Origin of the sequence: Streptomyces sparsogenes subsp. cuspidosporus, assembly GCF_039532705.1 — a bacterium.
GTDB classification, from domain to species: domain Bacteria; phylum Actinomycetota; class Actinomycetes; order Streptomycetales; family Streptomycetaceae; genus Streptomyces; species Streptomyces sparsogenes.
Genome location: NZ_BAAASD010000024.1, coordinates 101,194 through 126,087, shown reverse-complemented (window position 1 = coordinate 126,087; position 24,894 = coordinate 101,194). Strand labels below are relative to the sequence as shown.

Sequence of the window (24,894 nt, the reverse complement as noted above, 5' to 3'; positions counted from 1 at the left end):
AGACCTCGCGCACGTTCTCCACCGAGTCCACGGCCTCGAGCAGCTCCCAGCCCTCGGCGTAGGCCTGCATCATCGCGTACTCGATGCCGTTGTGGACCATCTTCGCGAAGTGGCCGGCGCCCACCTTTCCGGCGTGGACGGAGCCGAACTCGCCCTCGGGCTTGAGCGCGTCGAAGATCGGCTGGACCCTGGCCACATGCTCGGCGGCGCCGCCGTACATCAGCGCGTAGCCGTTCTCCAGGCCCCAGACACCGCCGGAGACGCCGCAGTCGACGAAGCCGATGCCCTTGGCGTTGAGCTGCTCGGCGTGCTTCTCGTCGTCGGTCCAGCGGGAGTTGCCGCCGTCGACCACGATGTCGCCGGGTGACAGCAGCTCGGCCAGCTCATCGATGGTGGTCTGGGTCGCGATCCCCGCCGGGACCATGACCCACACCACGCGCGGTCCCTTGAGCTTGTCCACAAGGTCGCCGAGGCTGTGGACGTCGGCGAGGTCCGGGTTGCGGTCGTATCCGATGACGGTGTGACCTGCGCGGCGGATGCGCTCGCGCATATTGCCGCCCATCTTGCCGAGACCGACGAGACCGAGCTCCATCAGTGATCCTTTATGCCGTAGTCATTGCGTTTCGCACCTGAGTCCGAGCCTACGCCCACGGGTTACCGCTCAGCTGTGGGCCACACCCGCTCATCCGCTGAGACGCACCGGCATGATCAGGTACTTGTAGGACTCGTCCGCCTCGGCGTCCACGGCCGGCTTCCCGCCCAGCAGAGCGGGCTTGGTCGAGGTGGTGAACGACAGCTGGGCGACCGGGGAGTCGATCGCGCTCAGCCCGTCCAGCAGGAAGGTCGGGTTGAAGGCGATCGAGATGTCGTCGCCGTCGAGCTGGGCGTCGACGCGCTCCACAGCCTGTGCGTCGTCGCTGGACCCGGCCTCCAGGATCAGCACGCCCTGCTCGAAGGTGAGCCGGACCGGGGTGTTGCGCTCGGCGACCAGCGCGACGCGCTTGACGGCCTCGACGAACGGAGCCGTCTCGATCACCGCGACGGAGTTGAACTCGGTCGGGAAGAGCGTGCGGTACTTGGGCAGGTCGCCTTCGAGCAGCCGGGTCGTGGTGCGGCGCCCGGCGCCCTCGAAGCCGATCAGGCCCTCACCGGCACCCGAGCCGGACAGCGCCAGGGCGACGGTGTCACCGCTGGTCAGGGACTTGGCGGTGTCCAGAAGCGTCTTGGCGGGCACCAGCGCGACGGCGGAGACGTCGGGCGTCTCGGGCTTCCACAGGAACTCGCGGACCGCGAAGCGGTAGCGGTCGGTGGAGGCCAGGGTGACGGTGTCGCCCTCGATCTCGATCCGCACACCGGTGAGCACCGGCAGGGTGTCGTCCCGGCCGGCCGCGATGGCCACCTGGGCCGCGGCGGCGGCGAAGACGTCGCCGGGGACCGTGCCGGTCGCCGTGGGCATCTGGGGCAGGGCGGGGTACTCCTCCACAGGGAGCGTGTGGAGTGTGAATCGCGAGGAGCCGCAGACCACGGTCACGCGCACGCCGTCGCTGGAGATCTCCACAGGGCGGTTGGGGAGGGCGCGGCAGATGTCGGCGAGCAGACGGCCGGAGACCAGGACCGTGCCGCCCTCCTCCACATCGGCTTCCACCGACACCCTGGCCGAGACCTCGTAGTCGAAGCCGGAGAGGCTCAGGGCACCGTCCTCCGCCTTCAGCAGCAGCCCCGCGAGGACGGGCACCGGCGGACGGGCCGGAAGGCTGCGGGCCGCCCAGGCCACTGCCTCCGCGAGTACATCGCGCTCCACCCGGATCTTCACCGGAACCGCCTCCTGCTGTTGCTGGCTCGCCCTGCTGGCCTTCGTCGTCGGCGCAATCGCCGGAGACCAGTCTGACGCACGCCACCGACACTCGGTGCGGCTCGGGGTCAAATCGGCGCCCGGGGCGTCAGGCGGCTCGGAGCCCGGTTGTGCACAGGCCCCACTTCGAAGCGAATTTCCCGCTATCTCTCAGTGGTCGTAGTAGTAGGCCCTGTGGAAACCGTGGACAACTGACTTTTCGCAGGTCAGTAGCGATTTTTTATCCACCGGCCCTGTGGGCGACGGCGGTGGACAACCGGGGGTCTCTGTGGACGGCGCCGAGTTCTGCACACCCCATGCACAGGCGCGACCCGGTTCTCCCCAGCTGCGTCCCCAGTTTTACCCACCTTCCCCACAGCCCAACCCGGCTCGTTGGTGTGATGCCTTTCACTCGTCCCGGTGACCGGGCCCGTTTCCTTGCCGAACAGTGGATGAGGGTGTGGAGAAGCTGTGGGTTACGGGCCCTCGGCTGTGGGCGGGCGGTGGACAACGCGGAGCCCGCTCTGTGGGTATCCCCGTCATCCACAGTCTGTGGACTGTCGATTGTCACAATTCCACACCCCGCTGACCTCCCCGGATGCCGCTCCGGCGAGCCTGCCTGTGGACACAGTCGGGACAACCTGGGTGTCCCCAGGGTGTGGACGGGGGATCGGCCCAGGATCTGTGGAGAAGCGGGCTCCGCGGCCATGAATTCGAACAGGCCGGAGCGGGGCCGCCGGCGTCGGGGCGGCGGCGAAGCGCGGTGGTGACTCGCCCGGGGCGCCCCGAGGCACCCCGTAGCGGGGCCGGAGCGCTCCCGAGCGGGGGCCGGAAACGGCGAAGGGCGCCGCGGGAGTCGTTCTCCCGGAGCGCCCTGGGTGGAATCGCGGCGCACGCGCCGCGCCGTCCGCCGCGTCAGCCGTTCTTGATGCGGTTCGTCAGCTCGGTCACCTGGTTGTAGATGGAACGCCGCTCGGCCATCAGCGCCCGGATCTTGCGGTCGGCGTGCATGACGGTCGTATGGTCCCGCCCGCCGAACTGCGCCCCGATCTTCGGCAGGGAAAGATCGGTCAGCTCTCGGCACAGATACATCGCGATCTGCCGCGCGGTGACCAGCACCCGGCTGCGTGAGGCCCCGCACAGGTCGTCGACCGTGTGCCCGAAGTAGTCGGCGGTCGCGGCCATGATCGCGGTGGCGGTGATCTCCGGGGCCGCGTCCTCGCCGCCGGGGATCAGGTCCTTCAGCACGATCTCGGTGAGGCCGAGGTCCACCGGCTGGCGGTTGAGGCTGGCGAAGGCCGTGACCCGGATCAGCGCCCCCTCGAGCTCGCGGATGTTGCGCGAGATGCGGGAGGCGATGAACTCCAGCACCTCGGGGGGCGCGTTCAGCTGCTCCTGCACCGCCTTCTTGCGCAGGATCGCGATGCGCGTCTCCAGCTCCGGCGGCTGCACATCGGTGATCAGACCCCACTCGAAGCGGTTGCGGAGCCGGTCCTCCAGGGTGACCAGCTGCTTGGGCGGCCGGTCGGAGGACAGCACGATCTGCTTGTTGGCGTTGTGCAGCGTATTGAAGGTGTGGAAGAACTCCTCCTGCGTCGACTCCTTGCTCGCGAGGAACTGGATGTCGTCGACGAGGAGGATGTCCATGTCGCGGTAGCGCTTGCGGAACGCGTCCGCCTTGCCGTCGCGGATGGAGTTGATGAACTCGTTGGTGAACTCCTCGGAGCTCACATAGCGCACCCGCGTCCCCGGGTAGAGGCTGCGGGCGTAGTGCCCGATCGCGTGCAGCAGGTGGGTCTTGCCGAGCCCGGACTCCCCGTAGATGAACAAGGGGTTGTACGCCTTGGCCGGCGCCTCGGCGACCGCGACCGCCGCGGCGTGCGCGAAGCGGTTGGACGCGCCGATGACGAAGGTGTCGAAGAGGTACTTCGGGTTCAGGCGCGCGGTCGGCTCGCCGGGGCCGGGCGCGGGCGCGGGCTGCGCCGCGAGCGGGCCGGGGGCGCCGGTCTGCGAGGGCAGCACCGGCGGGCCGCCGCGGGAGCGCTCGAGCGGGTCGGGGAGTTCGCGGCGCGGCTGCTCGTAGGGCGACCGGTCGTGTCCGGGCCGCTCCGCGCCCGGCCCCCGGTAGTCGGAGTGCGGCTGCTGGTCGTAGAGCTGCTGGTCATAGCCGGGCTGGGGACGCTGCGAGGCGTACGGGTCCGCTTCGGGGAAGCCGCCGAGCCGGGGCTGCTGCCAGCCGTAGTCGTCACGCGGCCGGGGCCAGGCGCCGGGCTCGGGCCGGTGCTGCTCATAGCCGGGGTAGGCGGGGCGGGCCGTCGGCAGGTCGTCGCCCGCCGGGCGGCCGTAGCCGTCCCGGCCGTCGTAGCCGTCCCGCTTGTCGTAGCCGTCCCGGCCGTCGTAACCGTCGTAGGCGTCGCGATTCTCGTAGGTCTCGCGGCTTTCGTAGGACTCGCGCTGGGGCTGCTGGGGGACCACGGGCTCGGCGGCGGAGTCGTCGACGGTGATCGCGATCCGGATCGGGCGGCCGCACTCGCGGCTGAGCGTCTCGCTGACGATGGGGGCCAGCCTGCCTTCCAGCACGCCCTTGGCGAATTCGTTGGGCACGGCCAGCAGCGCGGTGTCGGCGACGAGAGCGAGCGGCTGGCACCGCTTGATCCAGTGCTCGTCCTTGGCCTCGACGCCTTGTCCGCCCTGGCCCGCGCCCTCTCCTAGCAGCCGCTCGAGCACGCGTGGCCACACTGCGGCAAGATCGGCGGGTACGTCAGCCACAGGGCACGCTCTCTCACTCGCTGGGTGGGGGACGCCGACAGGTCCACGAATGCGCGGTTCTCGGGACGGGCGGGAAGGAATCGGAGCTCAGCCACGGTAGTCAGGCCGAGGTACGCGGTTCAAGTCGTTGTCCACAGGGTGTGTACAAATGTGCCATGCGATGTCGCCGTGTGTTCCCCTGGCCCCGGCCGCGCGGGTGCGCGTCCGCCGGGAGGGCGGCCCGGGCGCTCCACAGGGCCCCGCCGGTTTGACCGGATGGCGTAATCGCGCGTACCGTAACCAGGTCGAGTTGTCGATGGCTGCTGCCGCCTGCCTCCGATGGGCAAGGGTCGCGGACCCCGGGTCCGGCGATCGTGAAGCGGTGCACTCGGGCGTATTGCGAGCTACTCGTGGGCGCACGGTGACAGCCAGGCGATGTCCCGCCACCACACGATTCATTTCTGGAGCCCCCGAGTGAGCAAGCGCACCTTCCAGCCGAACAACCGCCGCCGCGCGAAGACCCACGGCTTCCGGCTGCGTATGCGCACCCGCGCCGGCCGCGCGATTCTCGCGTCCCGCCGTAGCAAGGGTCGCGCCCGTCTGTCGGCCTGAGCAGCCTGACCCAAGGTCCATGACGTGCTGCCTACCGAAAATCGGCTGAGGCGGCGCGAGGACTTTGCAGCCGCGGTACGCCGAGGGCGCAGGGCCGGACGCCCACTTCTCGTCGTGCACTATCGCAGCGGTCTTGTCAGCGGTGAAACGGACCCGCACGCACCTGGGGAGAGTGCTCCCCCGGCGCGTGCGGGTTTCGTCGTGAGCAAGGCGGTCGGCGGTGCCGTCGTACGCAACCTGGTGAAGCGGAGACTGCGCCATCTCATGCGCGACCGTCTCGATCTTTTTCCCGCAGGTAGCCTTGTGGTCGTACGGGCGCTGCCCGGTGCGGGCGAGGCGGGTCACGACCAGCTGGCCCGCGACCTCGACACCGCAGTGCGGCGGCTACTGGGAGGGGTGCCGCGATGAAGTACCCGCTGCTGTGGTTGATCAAGCTGTACCAGTGGACCATCAGCCCGATGCTGGGACCGGTCTGCAAGTACTACCCGTCGTGCTCGCACTACGGCTATACGGCCATTGACCGGCACGGCGCGGTGAAAGGAACGGCGCTGACGGCGTGGCGGATCCTGCGCTGCAACCCGTGGTCGCTCGGTGGCGTCGACCACGTGCCTCCCCGGAAGCGTCCGGTCTGGCACCAGCGGCTGCGCAACCGCCTCGGCGGGCACCCCGCCGGGGAGCCCGCCGCACAGCCCGAGACCCAGCCCAACGCCCAAGGAGCCTGATTCGTGGACACGATCCTCGGTCCTCTTTATTACGTAGTTTCCTGGATCATCGTCCAGTTCCACGCGTTCTACAGTCTCGTCTTCGACAAGAACAGTGGCTGGGCGTGGGGTCTGTCCATCGTTTCGCTGGTGGTACTGATCCGTATCTGCCTGATCCCGCTCTTCGTGAAGCAGATCAAGGCGACGCGGAACATGCAGGCGCTCCAGCCGAAGATGAAGGCGATCCAGGAGCGCTACAAGAACGACCGGCAGCGCCAGTCCGAAGAGATGATGAAGCTCTACAAGGAGACGGGCACCAACCCGCTCTCGAGCTGTCTCCCGATCCTGGCCCAGTCACCGTTCTTCATCTCGCTGTACCAGGTCCTGAACCACATCGCGAACAACCGCACTGTCGGCTTCATCGACCAGTCGCTGCTGGACAGCGCCCGCCAGGCGCACATCTTCGGCGCTCCGCTGTCCGTGAAGTTCATGTCGTCCGCCTCGAAGGTCGAGTCCCTCGGCGCATCGCTGACGGACGTGCGGGTCGTGACGGTCATCATGATCGTCCTGATGTCGGCGTCGCAGTTCTTCACCCAGCGCCAGCTGATGACCAAGAACGTCGACCTGTCGGTGAAGACGCCGTTCATGCAGCAGCAGAAGATGCTGATGTACGTCTTCCCGGTGATGTTCGCCGTCTTCGGCATCAACTTCCCCGTCGGTGTCCTCGTCTACTGGCTGACCACCAACGTGTGGACCATGGGTCAGCAGATGTACGTCATCCGCCGCAACCCCACCCCCGGCAGCCTCGCCTACAAGGCTCGCCAGCAGCGGCTGCGGGAGAAGGGGAAGATCAAGGAGGAGCCGGCCGAGGTCGAGGCCAAGAAGGTGGCCGAGGCGGCTCGCGCGAACCGGCAGCAGCCCAAGCGGCAGAGCAAGTCGCAGCGCCAGTCGAGCGCCTCGGGCCACGCCAGGGCCACGGCACAGTCCCAGCAGGAGACCGCCAAGCCCTCGCTGGAGAAGAAGGGGGCGCAGGGCGGTAAGCCGGCCGGCGGCTCGGCTTCCGGCTCCTCCCGCACCGCCAAGTCCGGGCAGCGCAAGGGCCAGCAGCGCCCCAAGCACCCGTCCAAGAAGTAAGAAGGAGTCCATCCGTGACGGAAGGCACCACCCCGGCTGCCGAGGGTGTCGACACCCTGACCCGCCTCGAGCAGGAAGGGGAGATCGCGGCCGACTACCTCGAGGGGCTGCTGGACATCGCGGACCTCGACGGCGACATCGACATGGACGTCGAGGCCGACCGCGCCGCGGTGTCGATCATCAGCGATTCGACCAGCCGCGACCTGCAGAAGCTGGTGGGCCGGGACGGTGAGGTGCTGGAGGCGCTCCAGGAGCTGACCCGGCTCGCGGTGCACCGCGAGACCGGTGACCGCAGTCGGCTGATGCTCGACATCGCCGGCTACCGGGCCCGTAAGCGCGCCGAGCTCACGGAGCTGGGCACCAAGGCCGCCGAGGAGGCCAAGGGCACCGGTCAGCCGGTGAAGCTGAAGGCGATGACGCCGTTCGAGCGGAAGGTCGTGCACGACGCGGTGGCGGCCGCCGGACTGCGCAGCGAGTCGGAGGGCGAGGAGCCCCAGCGCCGGGTCGTCGTGCTTCCGGTCTGAACCGGTCCCCCCTCATGAACCACACGGCCCCGTCTGCTCGCAGGCGGGGCCGAATCTTGTCAGCCTTGCATCAGCGGTCAGCCTCGCATCAGCGTTCACCACAGTGTTCGGTATGGAAGGACGGTCCCCGTGACGGAAGCAGCGGAGCTCCCCCCGGCCCCCGAGGAGGCGCGGGAGGTATTCGGTGAGCGCTTCTTGGAGGCCGTCCGCTACGCCGAACTGCTCGCCGACATCGGGGTGACCCGCGGTCTGATCGGGCCGCGGGAGGTGCCGCGGCTGTGGGAGCGCCACCTGCTGAACTGCGCGGTGCTCTCCGAGGTGGTGCCCGAGGGGGTCACGGTGTGCGATGTGGGCTCGGGCGCCGGGCTCCCCGGCATCCCGCTGGCCCTGACCCGCCCGGATTTGCGGATCACGCTGCTGGAGCCGCTGCTGCGCCGTACGAACTTCCTCCAGGAAGTGGTCGAGCTGCTGGGGCTGGAGCATGTGACGGTGGTGCGGGGCCGGGCCGAGGAGGTCCTGGGGAAGCTGCCGCCGATGCATGTGGTGACCGCGCGCGCCGTGGCCCCGCTGGACCGCCTGGCCGGCTGGGGCGTCCCGCTGCTGCGCCCGTACGGGGAGATGCTGCTCCTCAAGGGCGACACGGCGGAGGAGGAGCTGAAGCACGCCCGTGCCGCGCTGAGCAAGCTCGGGGTCGTCGGGACGTCGGTGCTCCATGTCGGGGAGGGGATCGTGGATCCGCTCTCCACGGTGGTGCGGGTCGAGGTCGGGGAGAGCCCTGGTGGGGTGCGCTTCGCGGCCAAGCGGGCCAAGGCGGCCCGGAAGGGGCCTCGCCGTCGCCGCTGAGTGGATCTCGCGGCGGGGGCGGTAGGCCCCGTCGCGTTGCTCCGGGGGACGGGCTCGGCTGCTCCATACAAGCTGCCTAAACTACGCATACCGGAGTGTCGCGGCGAATCGGCGATGCTGTCCGTGCATCGTGTTTCACGTGAAACGTCGCTCCTTGCTGCATGGAATCATCAGTCGTGGGCGTGCGGCCGCATCGCCGCGCGACCGCCGGCCTCGACGGGACGTGGATTCATCCACAGGAGAACGGGCCTCGCTGGTTCACAACCCCCAAAGCATGGCAGGCTCTCCTCATCGCGAGCCTGATGTCGAGGAGAGTGAATCCTTGCGGTCCGACGCCAACATCGCGGGGCCGATGGCCGACCCGGTCCCCGGCCCCCGTACTGAATCGGCGGGGGAGGATGTTTCACGTGAAACGCCGCCCCCGATGGACGACACCCCCATCGGCCGTGCCGCTGAACTGGCGGTCCAAGCCCTTGGTCGCGCGGGCGAGGGACTTCCCAGGCCGGAGCAGACCCGGGTGATCGTGGTCGCCAACCAGAAGGGCGGGGTGGGCAAGACCACCACCACCGTCAATCTGGCCGCTTCTCTCGCCCTCCATGGGGCTCGGGTGCTGGTCATCGACCTCGACCCGCAGGGCAATGCCTCGACGGCGCTGGGAATCGATCACCACTCCGAGGTCCCGTCGATCTATGACGTCCTGGTGGACAGCAAGCCGCTGTCGGATGTCGTGCAGCCCGTTCCCGATGTGGAGGGGCTGTTCTGTGCTCCGGCCACGATCGATCTGGCGGGCGCGGAGATCGAACTGGTCTCGCTGGTGGCCCGGGAGAGCCGGCTGGATCGGGCCATTCAGGCCTATGAGCAGCCGCTGGACTACATCCTCATCGACTGCCCCCCGTCGCTCGGCCTCCTGACGGTCAACGCGCTCGTCGCCGGTGCCGAGGTGCTGATCCCGATCCAGTGCGAGTACTACGCCCTGGAGGGCCTGGGGCAGCTGCTGCGCAACGTCGACCTGGTGCGGGGCCATCTCAATCCCAAGCTTCATGTCTCGACGATCCTGCTCACGATGTACGACGGCAGGACCCGGCTGGCCTCGCAGGTCGCCGATGAGGTACGCAGCCACTTCGGCCATGAGGTGCTGCGGACCAGCATCCCGAGATCGGTGCGTATCTCCGAGGCCCCCAGCTATGGGCAGACGGTCCTCACCTATGACCCGGGGTCCAGTGGAGCGCTGTCCTATCTGGAGGCGGCCCGGGAGATCGCGCTCAGGGGGGTCAGTGTGCACTATGACGCCCAGCGGGCCCACACTGTCCCAGAGATCAGCCAGCACGACCAGCACAGCATGCAGGAGGGGATTCAGTGAGTGAGCGACGCAGAGGGCTGGGCCGTGGGCTCGGCGCCCTGATCCCTCCCGCGCCGAAGGGGACGGATGGCTCCGGGCCCGCTCCGGCGGCGGGAACGGTCACGGCGACGGGGGTCTCCACCTCACCATCGGCGGTTCCGATGCTGACGCAGGAGCGCGGTGTGGCGGCGGCCAAGGTGGCGGCGCTGCCCTCCCGTGGCCTCCCCCAGGAGAACGAGACCGCTCCGCCGAAGCAGGAGGAGGCGCTTCCGCCCGTCGTCGAGGAGGTGGCCGGGGCTCACTTCGCCGAGCTGCCGCTGGACTCCATCACGCCCAATCCGCGGCAGCCGCGTGAGGTGTTCGACGAGGACGCTCTCGCCGAACTGGTCACCTCGATCCAGGAGGTGGGGCTCCTCCAGCCCATCGTGGTACGGCAGTTGGCTCCCGAGCGCTATGAGCTCATCATGGGTGAGCGGCGGTGGCGGGCTTGCCGGGAGGCGGGGCTGGAGAAGATTCCGGCGATCGTCAGGGCGACCGAGGACGAGAAGCTCCTGCTGGACGCCCTTCTGGAGAATCTGCATCGCGCACAGCTCAACCCCCTGGAAGAGGCGGCCGCCTACGACCAGTTGCTCAAGGACTTCGAGTGCACGCATGACGAGCTGGCGGACCGCATCGGGCGCTCGCGTCCCCAGGTCTCCAATACGCTCCGGCTGTTGAAGCTGTCCCCCAAGGTGCAGAAGCGGGTCGCGGCAGGGGTGCTCTCCGCGGGCCACGCCCGGGCGCTGCTCGCCGTCGACGACCCCGAGGAGCAGGATCGGCTGGCGTACCGGATCGTCGCCGAGGGGCTCTCGGTGCGGTCGGTCGAGGAGATCGTGACCCTGATGGGCTCGCGAGCGGGCGGTGCGACGAAGGCGAAGGGCCCGCGCGCGGGCACCAAGATCTCCCCCGCGCTGACGGACCTCGCCTCCAGGCTCTCCGACCGCTTCGAGACCCGGGTGAAGGTGGACCTCGGTCAGAAGAAGGGGAAGATCGTCGTCGAGTTCGCCTCGATAGAGGATCTTGAGCGCATCCTCGGCACGCTCGCCCCGGGCGAGGGGCCGGTTCTCGAGCAGCGGCTCTCCGAGGCGGCGGACGAGGAAGAGTAGGACACCGGACTTACGGACAAGGCGGAGCGGGTCGTATTCCGGCGGTGTGGTCGGAACACGACCCGCTCTTTGCTCAAGGTCGGTATCGGTGCAATCTCGGCACGGATACGATGCGATCAGGTAGAGCGGATCCATGTGGAGGCGTTTCATGTGGAGGGCAAGGCCATGCGGACGGTGAGCCGCACGGGGCTGCTGGCCACGGGATTGGGACTGGGGGCCGTCGGCGGATTCGTCGGCAGTCTGCTCAGGGAGCGCAATGCGCTGTCGGCCGCTCGTACCGCGGCCGGCGACGGAAATGAGGGACTGGCTTCATGGGGCGTCGGCTCGTACCGCTCACGCTGGACAACCTCCCGGACATCCCCAAGCGCTGTCGCGCCTGTGTCTTCTGGGAGCTCGACCCGGTCAGCGGCGAGGCCGCGGTAAGGGCCGGACGTCCGGAGCTGGAGAAGGAAGCCTGGATCTCGGCTGTTCTGCTGGAGTGGGGTTCCTGCGGCCGGGTGGTCTATGTGGACGATGTACCGGTGGGCTTTGTGCTCTACGCTCCACCGGCGTATGTGCCCCGCTCCACGGCCTTTCCGACGAGTCCGGTGGCGGCGGACGCCGTGCAACTCATGACCGCATGGCTGATGCCCGGCTATCAGGGGCAGGGCCTGGGCCGGGTGATGGTGCAGACGGTGGCCAAGGATCTGATACGGCGCGGGTTCAAGGCGATCGAGGCCTTCGGGGACGCCACCTGGAAGGAACCGGCGTGTGTGCTGCCCGCGGATCATCTGCTTGCCGTGGGCTTCAAGACGGTGCGGCCGCATCCGCGGTATCCGAGGTTGAGGCTGGAGCTGAGGACGACGATCTCCTGGAAGGAGGACGTCGAGCTGGCTCTGGACCGGCTGCTCGGTGCGGTGCAGAAGGAACCCGCGCTTCGCCCGCTGTGAGCCGTCGGCCGTAGGTTTCACGTGAAACGTGAAGGGGCTGCCCCGACGGGCAGCCCCTTCGTGGTGGAGCGAAGGCTGACGGTTCAGCCGATGAAGTCCGCCAGGTCGCGCTCGATGGCTGCCTTCGGCTTGGCGCCGACGATGGTCTTGGCGACCTCGCCGCCCTGGTAGACATTCAGCGTCGGGATCGACATCACGCCGTACTTCGCGGCGGTCGCCGGGTTCTCATCGATGTTGAGCTTCGCAATGATGATCTTGTCGGCGTGCTCGGCCGCGATCGCCTCCAGGGACGGGGCGATCTGGCGGCACGGACCGCACCACGCGGCCCAGAAGTCGACGAGCACCGGCTTGTCGCTCTTGAGGACCTTCTCCTCGAAGTCGGCATCTGTCACGGTCACCGTGGCACCGGCCATGGTTCTCTCCTTTATCGGTTGCTGCAGGGCGGAAGGCGTGGTCAGGCGGTGGTGTTGGCGCTGTCGGCGAGGGCGGCGAGGTAGCGCTCGGCGTCCAGGGCGGCGGAGCAGCCCGTGCCGGCCGCGGTGATCGCCTGGCGGTAGGTGTGGTCCACGACATCGCCCGCGGCGAAGACACCGGGCAGGTTGGTCCGGGTCGAAGGCGCTGCGACCTTCAGGTAGCCCTCGTCGTCCAGGTCGAGCTGGCCCTTGAAGAGCTCGGTGCGGGGGTCGTGGCCGATGGCGATGAACAGACCGGTCACCGGAAGCTGGGAGGTCTCCCCGGTCTTGACGTCCCGCAGGGTCAGGCCGGAGAGCTTGTTGTTGTCTCCGTGGATCTCGGTGACCTCGCTGTCCCAGATGAACGAGATCTTGGGGTCGGCGAAGGCGCGATCCTGCATCGCCTTGCTGGCCCGCAGGGTGTCACGGCGGTGGACGACAGTGACCGACTTGGCGAAGCGGGACAGGAAGGTCGCTTCCTCCATGGCGGTGTCGCCGCCGCCGATGACGGCGATGTCCTGGTCCTTGAAGAAGAACCCGTCGCAGGTGGCACACCAGGAGACGCCACGGCCGGAGAGCTCGTCCTCGTGCGGCAGGCCGAGCTTGCGGTGCTGCGAGCCGGTGGTGACGATGACCGTCTTGGCCCGATGGACCGTACCGGAGGAGTCGGTGACGGTCTTGATGTCCTCCGTGAGGTCGACCGAGACGACGTCGTCCGGGACCAGCTCGGCGCCGAAGCGCTCCGCCTGGGCCCGCATGTTGTCCATCAGGTCGGGGCCCATGATCCCCTCGCGGAAGCCGGGGAAGTTCTCCACGTCGGTGGTGTTCATCAGGGCGCCACCAGCGGTCACGGAGCCTTCGAAAACCAGCGGCTTCAAGGAAGCCCGGGCGGTGTAGAGCGCGGCCGTATAGCCCGCGGGCCCGGAACCGATGATGATCACGTTGCGGACGTCGCTCACGGATGTCTTCCTTGTCTCTGCCGAGTGCCGACTGCTGACTCAGGGCGGCGACGTCCGGGAGTTCCCCGGAAAACCGCCGCCACCCCACCCAACGGATCCTACGGGGCCCGCATTCCCGGGTGGCGTCAGGCGACCCCGCCGTGTGCCGTGTGCCTCGGTCCCGCGTGCTTCAGTCCCGCGGGTAGGTACGCGAGACCAGGCGATCACCGGCGGTCGATGGCGAGTGCTTGACGCACGCCGAGTCGATCACGAAGGCGTCGACGAGCTCACTGTCGGCTCGGTGCGGCAGCACCACGAGATAGACGTCCTTGCCGGCGTAGGTGTCCTGCTGCGCGGCGAGCGGGACATCCGAGCGGCCGGTGCCCGCCTGGACGCAGGAGGGCACCAGGGGGTCCTCGGCGCGCAGGGGCATGTCCGGGGTGTCCTGTGAGCTCACATCGCTGGAGGAGGTGGTCTTCTTCTGGTCGGCGAGGAGAGCGTGCACCCGGGCCTTGAGGGTCGCCGCGGAGAGCGCTTCCGCGTCGGACGTGGATTGCTTTCCTGTGGTCTGGGCGTCGGCGCCCGCGCTGTCGTGCGTGGTGGAGCCCGACTGGACGAGGAAGGAGCCGAGGCCGATCACAGCAGCCGCGCAGGCGGCGCCCAGAACGGTCCTGGGCCAGCGTCGGGGCTGATTGCGGCGGGTACCAGGTCGGGTGTCGGGCCGACTGCCGGGCCGGGACTTCCAGCGCCCTGGCCCGGCGCCGGCGCGCGGGCGTCCCGCCGGACGCTCCGCCGGACGTTCCGCGGTGCCGACCGAGGTCGGCTCTGCTTCAGCGAGCGGCTTCCGGGCGGGCGCGGACTTCGATGTTTCACGTGAAACGCTCGGCGGTGCCTCGAGCCCTGCGTCGAGGGGTGAAGTTTCACGTGAAACATCGACGCGGTCGTCCGGGGCGGTCGCGTCGAGGAGCGCTTCGGCGGCGAGTGCCGCGTCTATGCGTCCCGCGATATCCGCGGGCATCTGCACCGGCCCGGGAAGGGTCCCCAGCAGCGACCGGATCTCATCCAGCGAGGCTCGCACATCGGCACACAGGACGCACGCGGCGAGGTGGTCGCGGACATGGGCGGTGCGGTCCGGGGGCAGCAACCCCTCGGTGAGCGCGGAGATCTCTGTGACCTCCGGGTGCTCGTCCGTGTCGGTCGATGATGTCACGCTCGGCCACCTCCGCCCTTCACGGCATCTGCGTCGTTCGGTCCTGCCGCCGGTGGGACGGAAGTCCTCTGCGTCCGGTTCCTTGCCCCGTCCGGCGAGTCGCTACCCCTCCCGTTCGGACGGAGATGTGACAGCAGGGGAAGCAGGCGTGCGCGTCCCCGGGCGCAGCGGCTTTTGATCGTACCGGTGGGGACGTCGAGAACTCTCGCGGCTTCGGCCACCGGGTAGCCCTGCATATCGACGAGGACGAGGGCTGCCCGTTGCTCGGGCGGCAGGGTGGCGAGGGCGCTGAGCAGCTCGCGGTGGAGGTCCCCGCGCTCCGCCGGTGCGGCGGCTGACTCGTGGGGTTCCAGGAGCTGCTCGAGCCGCTCGGTTTCCGCGAGGGGGGAGGTGCGGCGGGAGGCGGCCTTGCGGGCCCGGTCCAGGCAGGCGTTCACGGTGATGCGGTGGAGCCAGGTTGTGACGGCCGACTGGCCACGGAAGGTATGAGCGGCCCGGTAGGCGGACACCAGCGCGTCCTGGACCGCGTCGGCGGCTTCCTCGCGGTCGCCGAGCGTGCGGAGCGCCACCGCCCAGAGCCTGTCGCGGTGGCGCCGCACGATTTCACCGAAGGCGTCCGGGTCGCCGGCGACATGGCGCTTGAGGAGCTCGCCGTCGCTCATGTCGCCGCACCTGGCGTCGTCCACCCTGGAGCCCCCTCCCCGCCCGGCCGGCTCAGCCGGTGAACTTCACGTTGGTGATCGCTTGCTTGTAGTGGTTGGTGTAGTTCGGCTCTGGAGGGGAGTAGGGAAGTGCGGTGAGCCAGACGAGGACGTAGCGGGTCTTCGCCTTGCTCTTGACCGTGAGATCGACGGATTTGCCGGTGGTCTTCTTCGAGACAAGTTTCTCGAAGGAAGCGACCGGGTCGGACGCCGAGACGGACGGAGACAGTGAGTCCGTGGCGTACAGGGAGATCTCCGTGTACGAGCCCCCGTAGTGCAGCCCGATGGACGCACCGCTCAGCGTCCGCTTCGAGCCGAGGTCATAAATGATGCCGACGCCCTTCTTGACGCTGGGGGCGAACGGCGGGCCGTCGATGAAGCTGTTGGTGCGCCAGGACGTCGAGGGGTCCCCGTCGTAGGTGAGCTTGACCTGACCGGGCTTCTGCGCGCTGCCGTCGGGGGCGAACTCCCGGGCGTTGACGATCGCGATCGGCTTGCTGGCCGGCTTCGCGGGCTTGTCGTCGTCCCCCTTCTGCTGGGACCTGCTGGGCGGAGACTTCTTCTCCTCCTTCAGCAGGGTGTCCGCGAGCTGCCAGCTGCCGAGGCCGAGGGCCGCGATCAGCAGGGCGGAGACGGTCCACTTGAGGGCCTTGCCCGTGCGGCTCTGCAGTGGGGGCGGCGGCACGGGTGCGGCCGGTCCGGGGGCGAGGGGCTGGCGGCCGCGGTGGGGTGGCTGGCCGTAGGCGCCCTGTGTGTAGGTGGTGCGCTGGAAGGCCTCGGGGGCGGTGAAGGCGGGCTCCGGCGGGCGGATCCGCGGCATGGCGGCGACGGCCTTGGCCAGCTCCTCGGGGGTGGTGCAGGGCTGGTCCTGCCGGGAGGCGGTGGCGCCGTCGTTGACGAGCGCGCGCATCGCCAGCTCGGACAGCCCGCGGTGGACCCCCGCGCGGACCTGGTCGGGAGCGATCAGACCGACGCCCTTGGGCAGCCCGGACAGGCCGTAGGCGTCCGTCTCGTACGGCCAGCGCTGGGTCAGGGCCGCGTACAGCAGAGCGCCGATGGCTTCGGTGTCGGTGCGCTGGGGGTGGTCGGAGCTGATGCCGCGTAGCGCGGCCATGACGGCGAGCCCGCGGATGCGGTACTGGCCCGTCTCGGTGCGCAGGACGGAGCCGGGGTTGAGCCGCAGATGGGCCAGGCCCTCACGGTGGGCCGCGGCCATGGCCTGGGACACCTGGCTGACGAGCTGGTAGGCGTCATGCGGCTCGAGCGGCCCGGAGGCGAGGACGGCGGTGAGTTCGGTGGCGTCCGGAAGCCACTCGTGGACCACGTAGACGAGGTCGTTGTCCTCGACGGCGTCGAGGACTTGGACGAACCGGGGGTCGCCCAGCAGCGCCGCCGAACGGGCGGCGGCCAGCACCGGGCGGGCCCGCGGATGGTCGGCCGGCAGGACGTGGACTCCGACGGCTCGGCGGAGTTTCTCGTCCACGGCACGCCAACTGCTGAATCCGTCCAGACGGGTGACGCATTCCTCCAGGCGGTAGCGTCTGGCCAGCTTGTGGCCGCTGTGCAGCTCGGGGGCGCTTGTGTCGGCCGCGGCGCCCTTGATGTCGGTGCCCGCGGCCTTCGCTTCCGTATCGGCTTTCGTTTCGGTTCCCACCCCGTCGGACGTGGCCTTGCCCGCCTCGGCGGTCAGCGGTTCATTCCCGCTGTTGTCGGCCACGTCGACGGCAGCCGTGCTCCGTTCCGCCACCGTCGTTCCTGCCTCCCCATCCGTTGCGCCTACTCCGAGCCAAGACAATTGTGCCCACAGTCCGCCGCTATGCACGACACACGGTGGCAGACGATGGTTGTGCTGGGCGATCAGCGACCGAGTCGTCCGCGGACCATACCGACCATGGCGGTCAGCTCCTCAACGCGCATCCGTTTCGCCGCAATGTAGAAGACCGCGACAAGAACGAGACCGCCACCCGCCAGAGCCGCTACGGAGCCGGTGATCCCCGAGCCGAGGGCCCCCGTGATGGCGTAGCCGGCCCCTCCGCCGATGAGGGCGGCGGGAATGCCGGCTCCCACCAGACGGGTGTACGTGCGCACGACGTGCCGTCCGTCCAGATCGCCGCCCAGCCGCTTGCGGAGGCGCTTCCAGGCCACGCCCACACCGATGGCGTAGGCCAGGCCGTAGGAGGCCGCCATGCCGGCCACGGCCCAGCGGGCGGGGAGGATCAGGTAGCAGAGCCCGGAGGCGGCGGCGTTGACGGCGGCGACGATCACCGTGTTGTAGAAGGGGGTGCGGGTGTCCTCGTAGGCGTAGAAGCCGCGCAGGACGACGTACTGCACCGAGAACGGGATGAGGCCGAGGCCGAACGCCATCAGGATGTAGCCCATGGACCGGGCCTGCTCGGCGCCGGAGGAGCCGAACAGCAGGGTGCACATGGGGATGCCGAGCGCGACGAACCCGAGGGCGAGCGGGACGATGGCGACGGCGGAGGTGCGCAGGCCCTGGGAGATGTCGTCGCGGACCGCGCCGGTGTCGCCGTCGTGGGCCGCGCGGGAGATCCGGGGCAGCAGGGCGGCCATGACGGAGACGGTGATGATCGCCTGCGGCATGCCCCAGATGAGCTGGGCGCTCTGGTAGCCGATGAGACCCGTACCGGGGGAGCCCTGGCTGTCGGCCTTGGCGCCGGCTGCCGTGGCGAGCCGGGTCACCACGACGTTGCCCGCCTGGTTGGCGAGCACGAACAGGAAGGTCCACTTGGCGAGCTTGGCTGCCTTGCCGAGGCCGTGGCCGCGCCAGTCGAAGCGGGGCCGGAAACGGAAGCCGGCCGCCCGTAGGTAGGGGAACATCGCCAGCGCCTGGACGGTGAGGCCCAGAAGGGTGCCGACGCCGAGCAGCCGGACCCCCTCCGGCGTGATCCTGGTGACATCCATGTCGGAGGAGCTGGAGGTGCCGAAGACCCAGATGAACAGGCCGAAGGTGGTGATGACGACGATGTTGTTGAGGACCGGGGTCCACATCATGGCGCCGAAGCTGCCCCGGGCGTTGAGGATCTGGCCGACCACGACGTGGACGCCCATGAAGAAGATGGTGGGCAGGCAGTAGCGGGTGAAGGTGACCGCGACCTCGTTGGAGTAGGCGTTGCCCGCGATCGAGGGCGACAGCATGCGGACCAGGGTGGGAGCCGCGAAGACGGACACCACGACGAGGACCCCGAGGACCACCATCACCAAGGTGAGCAGACGGTTGGCGTAGGCGTCGCCGCCGTCCTCGTCCTCCTTCATGGAGCGCACCAGCTGCGGGACGAAGACGGAGTTGAGGCCGCCGCCCACGGTGAGGAAGTAGATCATCGCGGGCAGCTGGTAGGCGACGGCGTAGGTGTCGCCGAGGGTGGCCGCGCCGATGGCGGCGACGATCACCATCTGGCGGACGAAGCCGGTGAGCCGGGAGACCAGCGTTCCGGCCGCCATCACCGCGCTGGACTTCAGCAGGTTCCCCGCGCGGCCTCCTGAGCGCTTCTTCTCGGGCGCGTCCGTCTCCGGCTCGGCCACCGCCTCGGCCGTCCCCAGGGGGGCGGCGGGCTGGGGAGGCACGGGCCCGGCCGGGCCGGCGGACGGCGCGGCCCCCTGCGGGGCCCCGGCGGGCGGATAGCCGGACGAGGACTGCTGGGGGCGCTGGGGCTCGTAGGGCTGCTGATCGCGGAAGAGGTGCGCGAAGGCGTCCGGCTGCTGCTCCTCGGCGGCGTAGCCGGCCTGCGGGCCGGTGCCCAGATACTGCGTGGCCTCCGGGTCGCCGCCGTACTGCTGGTGGGGGTGGTGCTCCGGCGCCGCCGCGGGATCGGCGGCCCACAGCCGCGGGTCGTGTCCCTGCGGGGAGGCGGGCGGCTGCTGGTAGTGCTGCTCGTAGCCGCCGGCCTGGGGCGCGGGGTACTGGCGGTGCCGGTCGTACCGGGGATCCGTCAGCGGGTCGTGTCCGTAGGAGTCCTGCGTGGGGTACGAGCCCTGGGCAGGGTATGAATCCTGTGCCGCGTAGGGGTAGGGCGTGAAGGAGCCGGTGACGTACGGATCCTGCATATAAGGGTCCTGCACGTGCGGGAGCCGGCTGTAGGAGATATCGCGGGGGTCGCCCAGATACGGATCCTGCTGGTGCGGCTCCGGTCCGTAGGGGCTCTGGTGGGCGTGCGGGCCGCTCTGCGGCGGCGGTACCCGGCCGGCGGGGTCACTGCCCGCGCCATGGCCGCGATCACCGTCATACGGCGCGTTCATCGCTACCCCACCTCATCATCCGCTGCGGCCGGCCGGCCGCGCCATTGCTCAACGCTCCACTTTCTCACCCGAGCCGGATAGGTCAGCGCTTTGCGATCCGGTGTCCGGTGCCGGGTCACTCGGCTGCCCGGGCACCAGGGCGCGCGCACGCTCGCCCTCGTCGGGCTCGGCGTGCTCGTCCTCGGCCGCCTCTCCGTCCTGCTTCTCGCTGTTCCCCGCGCCGTCTTCACCACTCCTGGCGGCGGACCGCTTGCGCTGGAGGTAGATCCGGATCCCGGCGAGAACGAGCAGCAGCACCCCGCCCGCGATCACCAGGATGACCGTGGACGTGATTTCGGTGACATTCACCTTGAAGGACATCTCGGGGCCGTAGGCCTGGTCGTCCACGGTGTACAGCTGGGCGGTCACCCAGGCGCGTCCGTTGGCGTTGGCCGTGGTGCCGAACTTCACCGACTGGGTGTGCCCGCCCTGGACCGTGACCACCTGGGGCTCGCTGACCGCCAGACGGTTGCCCTGCTGGGACCGGAGGACCAGCCGCAGCTCGACGGGTTGCAGAAGGTTGTTCTGCACGGTCACCGGGATCGTGGCGCTGCGCCCGGACAGGGTCACGTCCGTCTTCTTGACGAGTCGCACCTTCTCGGTGAGCCCCTGGAGGTACGCCTGGACGGAGTCACGGAAGCCGGTCGAGCCCCGCGGGTCGCTGCGCCACGAGGTGGACATCTCCCGCATGATCGCGGTGCCGAACGGGGTGACCACGCGTCCCTTGGCGGTGAGGATCACCTCGAACTTGTCGAGGGTGGACTGGGTCTGCTGGATCTTGCGGAATCCGTCGGTCGGCAGCTCCTGGCGACGCAGCGTGGCCGGGTACGAGCGGGCTCCCGGCACTCGCTGGGTGGCGCGCGGGTCGGGCTGGGCCTTGGCGGCCTCCCCCAGGCTGGCCGGCTGCGTCCAGCGGCCCGACAGGGCGCCCAGGGCCGCCGCCATGGCCTGCGCCTGGGTGGCGGTGGGCATCCGCTGCGGGGCCACGACGACGCTGCGCTGCTTGTCCGGCGCCTGGAGGGTCAGCATCTGGCTCTGGGCGAGGAACCTCTGGATGGCGAGTGTGGCGTTCTCCGCCCTCGTCATGTCGCCCGTGAAGGCGGTGGACAGCCGCGCGTCCGCGACCACCGCCGTGTTGCCACCGCCGATCTGACGGGCGGCGGTGGGGGTGTACTGCAGGTCGCCGGTCTCGCGGAGGCTGTCGCTGCGGGCGATGATGTTGTGTGCGCCGGCGGAGGTGGCGACGTCCACGATCGAGGAGTCGATGGCGCCGTTCACCGGCCAGGCGAAGTCCGTGCGCGGCTTCACATGGAGGATGGTGTCCACGGTCGTGGAGGCCAGCGCAGTGGCGCTCTGAAGGTGGCTGAGGGCGCCCGTGACGTTCTTGCCGCGGTGTGCGAGCGAGGCGAGGTCGGGGTCGGCGAAGGGCAGGGCCACCACCTGGTGTCCCTGGACGGCCTGCTCCAGGTCGTTGAGCCACTGCATGGCCACGGCCTGGCCCCGGCCCTCCGTCGTGTCCTCGTCCGTCTGGCCCTGGACCTCGTACCGCTTGGTCATCGCCTCGACGGTGGCGAGCAGGTCCGGGTCGATCACCCAGGTGACGGGCAGGTTCTTGCCCAGGGCCACCAGCTGCTGCAGCCGCCCGCCCGGGGCGAGCTCCGCCGCGAGGTCGTCGTTCTGGAAGATCGGCGTCTGCTGCTCATCGGCACCGGTCCGGGCGGTGAGGTGGGTGGTGGAGATGAGCGGCCACAGATAGGTGAGCTTGCTCTTCTTGGGGGCGGCGGTCTGCTGCCAGGGGAGGAAGGTCCGCTGGATGCCCATGACCTGCGGCCAGGGACGGCTCTTGGTCTGTCCGGTGAGCGAGACGCCGATCTGGTACACGCCGTTCGCGCCGAGGTGCAGCTCCTTCACCGGTATGGAGAGGGTGAAGTCACGGCTGATGCCGACGGGCAGCTTGCCGATCTTCTGCTCGTACTTCTCGGCGACCTCGGTGCCGTCGAGGGTGGGCGAGTAGCCCGTCCGTTTGGCGACCGTGTCGATGTCGTTGCGGCCGTTCATCGGCTGGCCGACCCGGAGCCCCACGTAGGAGGTGTTGATCGTCGAGTCGCCGCGGTTGGTGACCGTGCCCCGGACGGTGAGCGTGTCGCTCTTCGAGGGGGTGGTGGGGGTGAGCGAATCGACGGAGACGTCGACGGTGCGGGAGCCGCTCGCCTTGGCCTGCGTGGGGGCGGGCTGAGCATGGGCGCCGGGAGCCGCCGGGATCTGCAGGACGCCCGCGAGGAGGGGCGCCGCGGTCAGCAGTGCCCCGGTGCGCCGCAGCCAGCGACGGGCGCGAGCGGAAGTTGTCCCCTTGAGCTCTGCCGGCTCGGCCACGCGCTCGCCCGTCCCTCGTCGTCAGTGGTCGTCAGTGGTCACCGCTGAATGCGTCCACGAAATGGTAACGATGCCCGCTGTGACGAAGTGCTGTGGAGGGCTCCACAAGATCGTCACCGGTTCGATGCGTCGGATCGCGGAGGAGGCCCCGGGGCGGGCGGACACGTACCCTGTTCTGTTGTGCCGAACGCCAACAATGACAGCCACCACCCGCAGTCGACCAACGAGCTCAGCCAGGTGCAGCGCCGCGCCGTGGGCGAGCTTCTGCGGGTGTCTCCCGTAGCCGACGATCTCGCCCGCCGCTTCGAAGCGGCCGGGTTCGGCCTTGCCCTGGTCGGCGGATCGGTGCGGGACGCGCTGCTGGGCCGTCTCGGTAACGATCTGGACTTCACCACGGACGCGCGGCCGGACGATGTGCTCAAGATCGTCCGACCCTGGGCCGACGCGGTCTGGGAGGTCGGCATCGCCTTCGGCACGGTCGGCTGCCGCAAGGAGGGCCGGAACGGAGACGGGGCGAGTCAGAGCTTCCAGATCGAAATCACGACTTATCGGTCGGAGGCGTACGACCGTACGTCACGGAAGCCCGAGGTCTCCTACGGCGACTCCATCGACGAGGACCTGGTCCGTCGGGACTTCACCGTCAACGCCATGGCCGTCGCGCTGCCGCGCAAGGAATTCATCGATCCGCACCACGGCCTCGAGGATCTCGCCGCCCGAGTGCTGCGCACTCCCGGCACCCCTGAGGACTCCTTCTCCGACGATCCGCTGCGGATGATGCGCGCCGCGCGCTTCGCGGCCCAGCTCGACTTCGATGTGGCGCCCGAGGTGATCGCCGCGATGAAGGCGATGGCGGGCCGGATCGAGATCGTCTCGGCCGAGCGGGTACGGGAGGAGCTCAACAAGCTCATCCTGGGCGCCCGCCCCGTGAAGGGGCTCCGGCTTCTCGTCGACACCGGCCTCGCCGAGCATGTCCTGCCGGAGCTTCCGGCGCTGCGCCTGGAGCGTGATGAGCACCACCGGCACAAGGACGTGTACGAGCACACTCTGACCGTGCTGGAGCAGGCCATCGCCCTGGAACAGGACGGACCCGACCTGGTACTGCGGCTGGCGGCGCTGCTGCATGACATCGGGAAGCCCAAGACGCGCCGGTTCGAGAAGGACGGCCGGGTCTCCTTCCACCACCATGAGGTGGTGGGCGCCAAGCTGACCAAGTCGCGGATGACCAAGCTCAAGTACTCCAATGAACTGGTCAAGGACGTCTCGCGTCTGGTCGAGCTGCATCTGCGCTTCCACGGCTACGGCACCGGCGAGTGGACGGACTCGGCGGTGCGGCGCTACGTACGGGACGCGGGCCCGCTGCTGGAGCGGCTGCACAAGCTGACCCGCTCGGACTGCACCACGCGGAACAAGAAGAAGGCCGGCGCTCTGTCACGTGCGTACGACGGGCTGGAGGAGCGCATCGCCCGGCTGCAGGAGCAGGAGGAGCTGGACGCGATCCGGCCGGACCTGGACGGCAACGAGATCATGAAGATTCTCGGGATCGGGCCAGGCCCGAAGGTCGGCAAGGCGTACAAGCATCTCCTGGAACTGCGGCTCGAGTACGGCCCCATGGAGCGGGAGGCCGCCGTCGCGGCCCTCCATGAGTGGTGGGCGGCTCAGCCTCAGGACTGACGTCTCAGGTTTCACGTGAAACATCGGGCCGAGCGGTCTCGCGCGGAGCATGTTTCACGTGAAACAAGACGACGACGGCGGTCGCCGCGTAGAGCGCGGCCACCAAAATCACCAGGACGGCCGAGCGGCCATCGGGTGGCAGGGCCAGCGCCGCGACCCCGGCTCCCGCGACGAAGGCCGCGTTGAAGAGCACGTCGTACAGGGAGAAGATCCGGCCGCGGAAGTCATCGGCGATCGAGGACTGCACCACGGTGTCGGTGGCGATCTTGGCGCCCTGGGTGACGAGGCCGAGAACGAAGGCGGCGGCGAGCATCGGAGCGGGCTCGAAGAACAGCCCCAGCCCCGGCACCAGCACGGTCGCGGCCGCCGCACACACCACGATCCAGCGGAGCCGGCCGTCCGGGTGGGTTGCGGGGCTCAGCCGGGCCACCGCCCCCGGGGTGACCACCGCCGCCGCGAAGAAGCCCGCGCCCGAGACGGCTACGGCGAGCCCGAGGAGCGCCAGACCCTCCGACTCGGTTCGGGCCCACGCATACCGGCAGAGCATCAACACCATCACCGTCAGCGCCCCGTAGCAGAAGCGCATCGATGTCATGGCCGCCAGAGCCACCGTGGGAGCCCGGCGCTCCCACAGATGACGCAGCCCCGCGGTCAGGCCGCGCACGGTGCTCAACAGGGCCGCGCGAAGGTGGGGTTGGAGCGCCGAGGGCTCGGGCCCCAGCAGCCCGGGTGGCATCCTCAGCGCCGCGGTCGCGGCGCCGAGATAGAGCGCCGAACCCGTCAGGACCACGACGGCGTCGGAGGAGGAGCCGTCCGGGACCGCGATGCGCAGGACGAGGGCCAGGGCGCCGCCGACGGTAGCCGCGAGCGTTCCCGCCGTCGGGGACAGGGAGTTGGCCATGACCAAGCGCTCCTGGGTGTCGACCACCCGCGGCAGCGAGGCGGAGAGGCCGGCCAGGACGAAGCGGTTGACGCCCGTCACTGACAGGGCGGAGACATAGAAGATCCAGTCGGGAACCTGCGCGAGGATCAGAACCGCGGTTCCCGCCGCCAGTCCGCAGCGCAGGGCGTTGCCGTGGAGCAGGACCTGGCGGCGGCGCCACCGGTCGAGCAGGACCCCGGCGAAGGGGCCCAGCAGGGAGTAGGGGAGCAGCAGGACCGCCATGGCCGAGGCGATCGCCGCGGCCGAGGTCTCCTTCTCCGGGGAGAAGACCACATGGGCGGCCAGCGCGACCTGGTAGACGCCGTCGGCCGACTGGGACAGCAGGCGAACGGCCAGGAGGCGCCGGAAGTCGCGCAGCTGGAGCAGTACGCGCAGATCACGCACAACGGGCATGGCGTCAGCCTCACACACGACACGGGCCTCCAGGGGGATTACCCCGGAGGCCCGTGATCAAGCCGTGCTCTGCGACGCCCGGCCTAGCGCCGTGTCAAGCTGGCGCCCAGCGCT

21 protein-coding genes are annotated in these 24,894 nt (G+C 69.5%); 10 read left to right on the top strand and 11 right to left on the bottom strand.

Annotated elements, in window-relative coordinates:
- The 3 genes from ABFY07_RS25765 to dnaA form a co-directional block, all read right to left on the bottom strand.
- The coding region (locus tag ABFY07_RS25765; RefSeq protein WP_346176751.1) for an NADP-dependent phosphogluconate dehydrogenase at positions 1–592 on the bottom strand (592 nt) is incomplete at its 3' end.
- A gap of 90 nt (positions 593–682) precedes the next feature.
- Complete coding sequence (dnaN, locus tag ABFY07_RS25760; protein WP_346176750.1) at positions 683–1,813, bottom strand: DNA polymerase III subunit beta; 1,131 nt, start codon at positions 1,811–1,813, stop codon at positions 683–685.
- Between the two features lie 933 nt (positions 1,814–2,746).
- Complete coding sequence (gene dnaA, locus ABFY07_RS25755; RefSeq protein WP_346176749.1) at positions 2,747–4,600, bottom strand: chromosomal replication initiator protein DnaA; 1,854 nt, start codon at positions 4,598–4,600, stop codon at positions 2,747–2,749.
- Positions 4,601–5,053: 453 nt separating this feature from the next.
- Here dnaA and rpmH point away from each other — a divergent pair, with 453 nt between their 5' ends.
- From rpmH to ABFY07_RS25710, 9 genes are all read left to right on the top strand, one after another.
- Entirely contained in the window at positions 5,054–5,191 is a 138-nt protein-coding gene (gene rpmH, locus ABFY07_RS25750) for a 50S ribosomal protein L34 (protein ID WP_003956500.1), read from the top strand.
- A gap of 24 nt (positions 5,192–5,215) precedes the next feature.
- A complete protein-coding gene (gene rnpA / locus ABFY07_RS25745; RefSeq protein WP_076970915.1) occupies positions 5,216–5,599 on the top strand; it encodes a ribonuclease P protein component in 384 nt (127 codons plus the stop codon).
- Complete coding sequence (yidD, locus tag ABFY07_RS25740) at positions 5,596–5,913, top strand: membrane protein insertion efficiency factor YidD (protein ID WP_065962016.1); 318 nt, start codon at positions 5,596–5,598, stop codon at positions 5,911–5,913. Before rnpA ends, yidD begins: the two co-directional genes overlap by 4 nt.
- A 3-nt stretch (positions 5,914–5,916) precedes the next feature.
- Entirely contained in the window at positions 5,917–7,026 is a 1,110-nt protein-coding gene (gene yidC / locus ABFY07_RS25735; RefSeq protein ID WP_346176748.1) for a membrane protein insertase YidC, read from the top strand.
- 14 nt (positions 7,027–7,040) lie between these two features.
- The gene (locus ABFY07_RS25730) at positions 7,041–7,550 is read left to right on the top strand and encodes a Jag family protein (RefSeq protein WP_346176747.1); all 510 of its coding nucleotides are present in this window, start codon (positions 7,041–7,043) and stop codon (positions 7,548–7,550) included.
- Positions 7,551–7,679: 129 nt separating this feature from the next.
- Positions 7,680–8,393 (top strand): 16S rRNA (guanine(527)-N(7))-methyltransferase RsmG, encoded by a 714-nt coding sequence (gene rsmG, locus ABFY07_RS25725; RefSeq protein WP_065962009.1) that lies wholly within the window; start codon positions 7,680–7,682, stop codon positions 8,391–8,393.
- A gap of 274 nt (positions 8,394–8,667) precedes the next feature.
- Positions 8,668–9,753 (top strand): ParA family protein, encoded by a 1,086-nt coding sequence (locus ABFY07_RS25720; protein ID WP_346176746.1) that lies wholly within the window; start codon positions 8,668–8,670, stop codon positions 9,751–9,753.
- The gene (locus ABFY07_RS25715; protein WP_346176745.1) at positions 9,750–10,877 is read left to right on the top strand and encodes a ParB/RepB/Spo0J family partition protein; all 1,128 of its coding nucleotides are present in this window, start codon (positions 9,750–9,752) and stop codon (positions 10,875–10,877) included. Before ABFY07_RS25720 ends, ABFY07_RS25715 begins: the two co-directional genes overlap by 4 nt.
- Before the next feature lie 311 nt (positions 10,878–11,188).
- Positions 11,189–11,806, top strand: coding sequence for a GNAT family N-acetyltransferase (locus ABFY07_RS25710; RefSeq protein ID WP_055545947.1), 618 nt, complete (start codon positions 11,189–11,191; stop codon positions 11,804–11,806).
- Between the two features lie 83 nt (positions 11,807–11,889).
- Here the strand turns inward: ABFY07_RS25710 and trxA are convergent, their stop codons facing one another.
- From trxA to ABFY07_RS25675, 7 genes are all read right to left on the bottom strand, one after another.
- Positions 11,890–12,219: a thioredoxin gene (gene trxA, locus ABFY07_RS25705; protein WP_065962004.1), complete on the bottom strand. Its 330-nt coding sequence runs from the start codon at positions 12,217–12,219 to the stop codon at positions 11,890–11,892.
- 41 nt (positions 12,220–12,260) lie between these two features.
- The gene (gene trxB / locus ABFY07_RS25700; RefSeq protein ID WP_346176744.1) at positions 12,261–13,217 is read right to left on the bottom strand and encodes a thioredoxin-disulfide reductase; all 957 of its coding nucleotides are present in this window, start codon (positions 13,215–13,217) and stop codon (positions 12,261–12,263) included.
- A 169-nt stretch (positions 13,218–13,386) separates the two neighbouring features.
- Positions 13,387–14,406: an anti-sigma factor gene (locus ABFY07_RS25695; RefSeq protein WP_346176743.1), complete on the bottom strand. Its 1,020-nt coding sequence runs from the start codon at positions 14,404–14,406 to the stop codon at positions 13,387–13,389.
- Entirely contained in the window at positions 14,403–15,092 is a 690-nt protein-coding gene (gene sigM, locus ABFY07_RS25690) for an RNA polymerase sigma factor SigM (protein WP_346176742.1), read from the bottom strand. The genes ABFY07_RS25695 and sigM overlap by 4 nt, the downstream gene beginning before the upstream one ends.
- A 28-nt stretch (positions 15,093–15,120) precedes the next feature.
- The gene (locus ABFY07_RS25685) at positions 15,121–16,854 is read right to left on the bottom strand and encodes a protein kinase family protein (RefSeq protein ID WP_346176741.1); all 1,734 of its coding nucleotides are present in this window, start codon (positions 16,852–16,854) and stop codon (positions 15,121–15,123) included.
- Positions 16,855–16,964: 110 nt separating this feature from the next.
- Entirely contained in the window at positions 16,965–19,361 is a 2,397-nt protein-coding gene (gene murJ, locus ABFY07_RS25680) for a murein biosynthesis integral membrane protein MurJ (protein ID WP_346176740.1), read from the bottom strand.
- 48 nt (positions 19,362–19,409) lie between these two features.
- A complete protein-coding gene (locus ABFY07_RS25675) occupies positions 19,410–21,773 on the bottom strand; it encodes a DUF6049 family protein (RefSeq protein ID WP_346176739.1) in 2,364 nt (787 codons plus the stop codon).
- 180 nt (positions 21,774–21,953) lie between these two features.
- On the opposite strand from ABFY07_RS25675, the gene ABFY07_RS25670 reads away from it, so the two are divergent.
- Positions 21,954–23,444 (top strand): CCA tRNA nucleotidyltransferase, encoded by a 1,491-nt coding sequence (locus tag ABFY07_RS25670; protein ID WP_346176738.1) that lies wholly within the window; start codon positions 21,954–21,956, stop codon positions 23,442–23,444.
- Positions 23,445–23,448: 4 nt separating this feature from the next.
- Here ABFY07_RS25670 and ABFY07_RS25665 read toward each other — a convergent pair whose 3' ends face one another.
- Positions 23,449–24,780, bottom strand: a complete 1,332-nt coding sequence (locus ABFY07_RS25665; RefSeq protein WP_346176737.1) for an MFS transporter — start codon at positions 24,778–24,780, stop codon at positions 23,449–23,451.
- Positions 24,781–24,894: the final 114 nt, after the last annotated feature.

Excerpts from the sequence above, each read along its gene's own strand:
- yidD (WP_065962016.1), top strand. The coding sequence starts at position 5,596 with ATGAAGTACCCGCTGCTGTGGTTGATCAAGCTGTACCAGTGGACCATC.
- ABFY07_RS25720 (WP_346176746.1), top strand. The coding sequence starts at position 8,668 with ATGGCAGGCTCTCCTCATCGCGAGCCTGATGTCGAGGAGAGTGAATCC.
- ABFY07_RS25710 (WP_055545947.1), top strand. The coding sequence starts at position 11,189 with ATGGGGCGTCGGCTCGTACCGCTCACGCTGGACAACCTCCCGGACATC.
- trxA (WP_065962004.1), bottom strand. The coding sequence starts at position 12,219 with ATGGCCGGTGCCACGGTGACCGTGACAGATGCCGACTTCGAGGAGAAG.
- murJ (WP_346176740.1), bottom strand. The coding sequence starts at position 19,361 with ATGAACGCGCCGTATGACGGTGATCGCGGCCATGGCGCGGGCAGTGAC.
- ABFY07_RS25665 (WP_346176737.1), bottom strand. The coding sequence starts at position 24,780 with ATGCCCGTTGTGCGTGATCTGCGCGTACTGCTCCAGCTGCGCGACTTC.